The sequence below is a fragment of the Bradyrhizobium sp. P2_E8 genome (assembly GCF_056403875.1).
In genome coordinates, this window is the sequence record NZ_JBFUES010001603.1 from 1 (window position 1) to 1,023 (window position 1,023).

Annotated in this window: 1 protein-coding gene and 1 pseudogene; both read right to left on the bottom strand. The window is 68.3% G+C overall.

Annotated features, from left to right (window positions below; translation table 11 throughout):
• Window positions 1-248, bottom strand: a pseudogene (locus AC1D00_RS42640) (GNAT family N-acetyltransferase); the annotation flags it as partial.
• A gap of 194 nt (window positions 249-442) precedes the next feature.
• On the bottom strand, window positions 443-1,023 hold a 581-nt coding region (locus AC1D00_RS42645), incomplete at its 5' end, for a penicillin acylase family protein (protein WP_477014852.1).

The window sequence follows — 1,023 nt, forward strand, 5'->3', positions numbered from 1 at the left end:
CCCGGTGCGTGGACGATTGCGGCGAGCTCGGCATCGCTCATGCGGGCGCGCGAGAACCACAGCCACTCCTCGCCGACGCGGCGATGGAGGTCGCGATACCAATCGAGCGGGGGCGCGTCGGCCTTGCGCAGGGTCCAGGCGCCTGGCGGATCGTCACGGCGCGCGGGCGGTGCGGTCATCTCGAGATGCGTGACGACCGCGGCGATCTTGCCGGCGGGAATGTCGGAATAGCCGTCGGGGATGGTCATGGGGCCTCTCAGAAAGACATGGCGAACAGCTCGCTTGCGGCCCATCCTTCGAGACGCCCGCCTGCGGCGGGCCCTCAGGATGAGGTCGCGTTTCGCGGCGAGATATTAGACCCTCATGGTGAGGAGCCCGCCTAAGCAGGCGTCTCGAACCATGCAGGCGGCGCTCTTCCGGCACTCTCCGGCCAACAAGTCGCTCACCTCGGCGTCAACGAGATCGCTTCCGCGGTCGCGGCTTCGACGGCCGAACGGCTGTAGAGCAGCGGAACATATTGGCCTGCGGCCCAGAGCGGGGCGAGGTCGCGATAGTGGGCGCTGAAGGGATCGCCTGATTGTCCGGGCGTGTTGATGGTGCGGCTCGCATCCCAATTGCCGACGTCGAGCACCATGCGGAACGAGGCGCCGGCGAACAGCTGGTAATCGGCGCGGCGATAGGTGGCCGCGCGCGGCACATTGGCGGCGCCGCCATAGGCGAGCGGGCCGACCGAGAGCTGCGCGGCGGTCGCCTTGTCGGCAAGCGGCATCAAGGCATGGTCGAATTTCGCGACGTGCAGCCGGCCCCACCGCCAGGTCGATGAATCGGGCCCGAGCTTGCTCGTGACATCGGCCACCGCGGAACCAATGCTATCGCGCAGGACCTGGTCGCGCGCGGCAGCGGGATCGGAACCGAGCGCCGCATCCGGAGATTCCAGATAGGCGACGAGCGCCGAAATGCTCGACGCCTCCGGCGCGATCAGATCCGCCGCCTTGGGAGCCGCGGTCTTCAGCAGCCTTGGGC